The following is a 5,639-nucleotide window of genomic DNA, read 5'->3' as shown; positions in this document are numbered from 1 at the left end:
CGATCACGATCTTCAAGTTCCTGATCCCCGGCCTCACGATCCTCGGCCTGATGCTGACGAGCTTCCACTCGGAGAACCTCGGCGTCGCATCGAATGCGAGCTTCGCGCCGTACGGCTGGTCGGCCGTGCTGACCGCGGTCGCGACGAGCGGCATCGTGTTCGCGTTCAACGGCTTCCAGAGCCCGGTGAACCTGGCCGGTGAAGCGCGCAATCCGTCGCGCAGCGTGCCGTTCGCGGTGATCACGTCGATCCTGCTGGCGCTCGTGATCTACGTGCTGCTGCAAATGGCCTATATCGGTTCGGTGAATCCGGCCGACGTCGCGAAGGGCTGGGCGCACTTCAACTTCTCGTCGCCGTTCGCGGAACTCGCGATCGCGCTGAACCTGAACTGGCTCGCGATCCTGCTGTACGTCGACGCGTTCATCAGCCCGAGCGGCACCGGTACGACCTACATGGCGACGACCACCCGCATGATCTATGCAATGGAGCGCAACAACACGATGCCGAAGATGTTCGGCAACGTGCATCCGATCTACGGCGTGCCGCGCCAGGCGATGTGGTTCAACCTGCTCGTGTCGTTCGTGTTCCTGTTCTTCTTCCGCGGCTGGAGCTCGCTCGCGGCGGTGATCTCGGTCGCGACGGTGATCTCGTACCTGACCGGCCCGATCAGCCTGATGGCGCTGCGCCGTTCGGCGACCGACATCGAGCGTCCGCTGTCGATTCCGCTGATGAAGCTGATCGCCCCGTTCGCGTTCGTGTGCGCCTCGCTGATCCTGTACTGGGCGAAGTGGCCGCTGACGGGCGAAATCATCCTGCTGATGATCGTCGCGCTGCCGGTGTATTTCTACTTCCAGGCGAAGTCGGGCTGGACCGGCTGGGGCGCCGACCTGAAGGCCGCATGGTGGCTGGTCGCGTACCTGCCGACGATGGCCGTGCTGTCGCTGATCGGCAGCAAGGAGTTCGGCGGTCATGGCTACCTGCCGTACGGCTGGGACATGCTGATCGTCGCGGCGATCTCGCTGGTGTTCTACTTCTGGGGCGTGAATACCGGTTACCGGACCCAGTATCTCGACGAGCGCGAGTCGCACGACGAGATCCTCGAAGGGATCGGTGCCTGACGCCTGACCTGCCGCCGGATTCGGCGGCGGCAGGATGCAGTGAAAAAAGCCCGCCCGGGCATGGCCCGGGCGGGCTTTTTGTTGGCCCGGCGGCGGCGCCGCCGTCCAGGCTCAGGCGCTGGCGCTCGCGAACACGTAGTTCGTCATCGCGAGCACGCGCTGATAGGTGCCGAGCGACTGGATGCCGAGTTGGTAGTCGTCGTCCGCCGCGCCGAGCGCCGTGAAGACCGGCAGCAAATGTTCGTCGGTCGGATGCATCAGCGCCGCGTGCGGCGCCTGCCGGCGGTAGTCGAGCAGCGCGTCGACGTCGCGGGCGGCCAGTTTCGCCTCGAACCAGTCGGTGAATTCCGCGACGCGCGGGTCCGCATCCTCGGGCGCCGCGCCGAAATCGGCGGCGCGCAGGTTGTGCGTGATCTGGCCCGAGCCGATCACCATCACGCCTTCGTCGCGCAGCGGTCGCAGCGCGCGGCCGAGCGCGAAGTGATGTGCGGCATCCGCGCGCGGCTGGATCGACAGTTGCGCGACCGGCACGTCGGCTTCCGGAAACATCAGCAGCATCGGCACCCATGCGCCATGATCGAGACCGTGTTCGGTCGTCGCGGTCGCGATGCCCGCCGCGTTCAGCAGCGCGGCCGCGCGCTCGGCGACGTCGGGTGCGCCCGGCGCCGGATAGCGGATGTCGTACAGCGCCTGCGGGAAACCGTAGAAGTCGTGAATCGTGTCCGGATGCGCGGCGACGCTCGCGACCGGTCGTTGCGTGCCCCAGTGCGCGGACAGCATCAGCACCGCGCGTGGGCGCGGCAGCTCGGCGCCGAGGTGCGTGAACGCGCCGGACGGCAGCGCCGGGTCGATCGGCAGCGTCGGGGCGCCGTGGGACAGGTACAGCGAAGGCAAGCGGTTCATGGTGGTGACCTGCAAAAGGATTTGCCTGTGACTATAGGCGTGTACCGTGCATTGATAAATCGACGCTACGGAATTTGATTGACGCTTGTTTGTTGATAATAGCGGCGAAGGCTGGCTTTCGGATGCCGAGTCGCATCAGAAGGCGTGAAATGGAAGGAGTTGCTGCGCGAATCGGTGGAGATCCGCGCAGAAGAGGCGTGGCTTACTGCGCGTGGCGGATGCCGGGCCACGGCGTCGTGAGCGGCGCGCTGAGGGCGAACAGGTCGAGGACGCGCGTGACGGTCTGGTCGACGAGTTCCTCGATCGTCTTCGGCATCGCGTAGAACGCGGGCAGCGGCGGAAAGACGATGCCGCCCATTTCGGTGACGGCGGTCATGTTGCGCAGATGCGCGAGATTGAACGGCGTCTCGCGCACCATCAGCACGAGACGGCGGCGTTCCTTCAGCGTGACGTCGGCCGCGCGGGTGATCAGGTTGTCGGACAGCCCGTGCGCGACGCTCGCGAGCGTCTTCATCGAGCAGGGCGCGATCACCATGCCGTCGGTCGCGAACGAGCCCGACGCGATCGTCGCGCCGACGTCGCGCACCGAATGCACGACGTCCGCACGGCTTTCGACATCGGCCTTCGGCAGCTTCAGTTCATGCTGGATGTTGAGCCAACCGGCGTTCGAAATCAGCAGATGCGTTTCGACGCCGCCGGCGGCGCGCAGCAGATCGAGCAGCCGCACACCGTAGATCACGCCGGTGGCGCCGGTGATCGCGACGATCAGCCGGCGCGGCGGCGCGCTGGGAGATGCCATCGAAAGGGGGCGGGTGCCGCGTGTTACGCGGCGGCGAACAGTTGCTGCAGTTCGCCCGACTGGTACATCTCCATCATGATGTCCGAGCCGCCGATGAATTCGCCCTTCACGTACAGCTGCGGGATGGTCGGCCAGTTCGAGAATGCCTTGATGCCCTGGCGGATTTCGTCGTCCTCGAGCACGTTGACCGTCTTGAACTGGTCGACGCCGCAGGCCTTCAGCACCTGCACGGCGCGGCCCGAGAAGCCGCACATCGGGAATTGCGCGTTGCCCTTCATGAAGAGCACGACCTGGTTTTCGTCGACGATTTGCTTGATACGTTGTTGGGTGTCCATGACTGACCTTGCGTTTGCGGGGCGTTAGATCGAAATGATAGCGGATTTCAACCGGGCGGGCCGGGCATCAGCCCGGCAGGCGGCCGCCGGTCGTGCGTTCGATGGCGGCGAGATCGGCGAGCGATTCGACCGCGACGAAGCCGTGCGACGCCAGTATCGCGCGGACGGCTTCGGCCTGGTCGTAGCCGTGCTCGATCCACAGCGTGCCGCCCGGTTTCAGATAGGCGCCGGCGCCCGCGACGATCGCGCGGATCGCGCTGAGGCCATCGGCGCCGTCGGTGAGCGCGCCGCGCGGCTCGAAACGCAGATCGCCTTGCGCGAGGTGCGGATCGTGCTGCGCGATGTACGGCGGGTTGCTGACGATCGCGTCGAACCCGAGCGCGGGATCGAGCGCCGCGTACCAGTCACTCTGCAGCCAGTGCAGCGGGCCGCCGGGGCGGTGCGCGTCGAGCAGCTTGTCGGCGTTGCGTTGCGCGACCGCGAGCGCGGCCGGCGAACGGTCGAGCGCCCAGACGCGCGCATCGGGGCGCTCGGCCGCGATCGACACGGCGATCGCGCCGCTGCCGGTGCCGAGATCGAGCACGGCCGCGTGCGGCAGCCCGTCGATCGCATCGAGCGCGGCTTCGACGAGCAGTTCGGTTTCGGGGCGCGGGATCAGCACGTCGGGCGTCACGTCGAACGGGCGGCCGAAGAACTCGCGCATCCCCACCAGCTGCGCGATGGGCTCGCCGGCGACGCGGCGCGCTTCGAGCGCGCGGTAGCGTTCGACCGCGGCGGCGTCGAGCGGCGCGTCGCCGCGCGTGATCAGTTGCGTGCGGGTCCAGCCGAGCGCGTGCGCGAGCAGCACGCGTGCATCGACCGGGTCGAGCGGCGAGGCGCGCAGCAGGGCGTCGGCGGTGGTGTCGGACATCGTGGCCTTAGTCGGCTTCGCCGAGCGACGCGAGCAACTCGGCCTGGTGCTCGGTGACGAGCGCGCCGATCAGTTCGTCGAGATCGCCGTCCATGATCGCCTCGAGCCGGTACAGCGTCAGGTTGATCCGGTGGTCGGTCATCCGGCCCTGCGGGAAGTTGTACGTGCGGATGCGCTCCGAGCGGTCGCCGGAGCCGATCAGGCTCTTGCGCGTCGCGGCTTCCTTCGCGTGCTGCTCGTGATACTGCTTGTCCTTGATGCGCGCGGCGAGCACCTTCAGCGCGCGATCCTTGTTCTTGTGCTGCGAGCGGTCGTCCTGGCATTCGACGACGATCCCGGTCGGGATGTGCGTGACGCGCACCGCCGAATCGGTCTTGTTGATGTGCTGACCGCCCGCGCCGGACGCGCGGAACGTGTCGATCCGCAGGTCGGCCGGATTGATCTCGACCTCGCCGATCTCGTCGGCTTCCGGCATCACGGCGACCGTGCACGCGGACGTATGGATGCGCCCCTGCGTCTCGGTGGCCGGCACGCGCTGCACGCGATGGCCGCCCGATTCGAACTTCAGGCGCGAATACGCACCCTGGCCCGCGATCCGCACGATCACTTCCTTGTAGCCGCCGAGATCCGACGCGCTCTCCGACATCATTTCGACCTGCCAGCGCTGGCGTTCCGCGAAGCGCAGGTACATGCGCAGCAGGTCGCCCGCGAATAGCGCCGATTCGTCGCCGCCCGTGCCCGCGCGGATTTCGAGGAAGATGTTGCGGTCGTCGTTCGGGTCCTTCGGCAGCAGCATCTTCTGCAGCTCGGTCTCGAGGCGCGCCATGCCCTCGCGCGCGCTGCGGATTTCGTCTTCCGCGAAATCGCGCATCGACGGATCGGCCAGCAGCTCCTGCGCGGCCGTTTCGTCGCTGCGCGACTGGCGCCATAACGCGTATTGTTCGACGACCGGGCCGAGTTCCGCATGTTCGCGCGTCAGCTTGCGGTACTGGTCGAGGTCGGCCGTGACGTTTTCGCGGCTCAGCAGGTCGTTCAGTTCGGCCAGCCGTGTGGACAGCTGGTCGAGCTTGCGTTGCATGCTCGTCTTCATGGTGTGGAGCGGCGCTCCCGGGCAAGGGGTATTCGGAAAGGATAGGCCGGCGGCAGGACAATGCGCGGCCGGCGGCAGGGCGACCGGGCGGCGCTAGTGGCCGGACTGGTCGTTCGAGCGCGGCGCGTGCTGGTAGAAGCCGCGCATCAGGTCGATCAGCGAATCGCGATCGGCGCCGTTGACGCGGTTGAGCGCGCTCGTCGGGCCGTGGATCAGCTTGTTGGTCAGCGCCTGCGACAGCGCTTCGAGCACGGCGGCCGGATCGTCACCGCGCGCGAGCAGCTTCTGCGCCTTTTCGACTTCGGCCCGGCGCAATGCGTCGGCCTGCGTGTGCATGTGACGGATCACCGGCACGACGCTGCGCGTGTCGAGCCATTGCATGAAATTCTGCACGCGCGTCTCGATGATCGCCTCGGCCTGGGCGACCGCGGCCTGGCGCGATGCGTTGCCTTCGCGCACGATCGCGCCGAGATCGTCGACGGTG

Annotated in this window: 6 protein-coding genes and 1 pseudogene; 1 reads left to right on the top strand and 6 read right to left on the bottom strand. The window is 67.2% G+C overall.

Annotated elements, in window-relative coordinates:
• Positions 1 to 1,118 (top strand): APC family permease (locus tag JMF90_RS21670; protein WP_201325415.1); only part of this gene is annotated, 1,118 nt, incomplete at its 5' end.
• Positions 1,119 to 1,229: 111 nt separating this feature from the next.
• On the opposite strand, the gene JMF90_RS21665 is transcribed toward JMF90_RS21670, so the two are convergent.
• The 6 genes and pseudogenes from JMF90_RS21665 to JMF90_RS21640 all read right to left on the bottom strand — a co-directional run.
• A complete protein-coding gene (locus tag JMF90_RS21665) occupies positions 1,230 to 2,021 on the bottom strand; it encodes a class III extradiol ring-cleavage dioxygenase (protein ID WP_054928317.1) in 792 nt (263 codons plus the stop codon).
• 202 nt (positions 2,022 to 2,223) lie between these two features.
• The gene (locus JMF90_RS21660; RefSeq protein WP_006477067.1) at positions 2,224 to 2,820 is read right to left on the bottom strand and encodes a UbiX family flavin prenyltransferase; all 597 of its coding nucleotides are present in this window, start codon (positions 2,818 to 2,820) and stop codon (positions 2,224 to 2,226) included.
• Positions 2,821 to 2,843: 23 nt separating this feature from the next.
• Entirely contained in the window at positions 2,844 to 3,155 is a 312-nt protein-coding gene (grxD, locus tag JMF90_RS21655) for a Grx4 family monothiol glutaredoxin (RefSeq protein ID WP_006477066.1), read from the bottom strand.
• Between the two features lie 67 nt (positions 3,156 to 3,222).
• Positions 3,223 to 4,065: a peptide chain release factor N(5)-glutamine methyltransferase gene (gene prmC, locus JMF90_RS21650; protein WP_054928318.1), complete on the bottom strand. Its 843-nt coding sequence runs from the start codon at positions 4,063 to 4,065 to the stop codon at positions 3,223 to 3,225.
• 7 nt (positions 4,066 to 4,072) lie between these two features.
• Positions 4,073 to 5,155: a peptide chain release factor 1 gene (gene prfA / locus JMF90_RS21645; RefSeq protein WP_006477064.1), complete on the bottom strand. Its 1,083-nt coding sequence runs from the start codon at positions 5,153 to 5,155 to the stop codon at positions 4,073 to 4,075.
• Positions 5,156 to 5,248: 93 nt separating this feature from the next.
• Positions 5,249 to 5,639, bottom strand: a pseudogene (locus JMF90_RS21640) (glutamyl-tRNA reductase); the annotation flags it as partial.

The organism is Burkholderia sp. E168m23 (genome assembly GCF_016586125.1).
Taxonomy (GTDB): domain Bacteria; phylum Pseudomonadota; class Gammaproteobacteria; order Burkholderiales; family Burkholderiaceae; genus Burkholderia; species Burkholderia orbicola.
The sequence above is the reverse complement of the archived record's forward strand: the minus strand, read 5'-3'. Positions and strand labels throughout refer to the sequence as shown.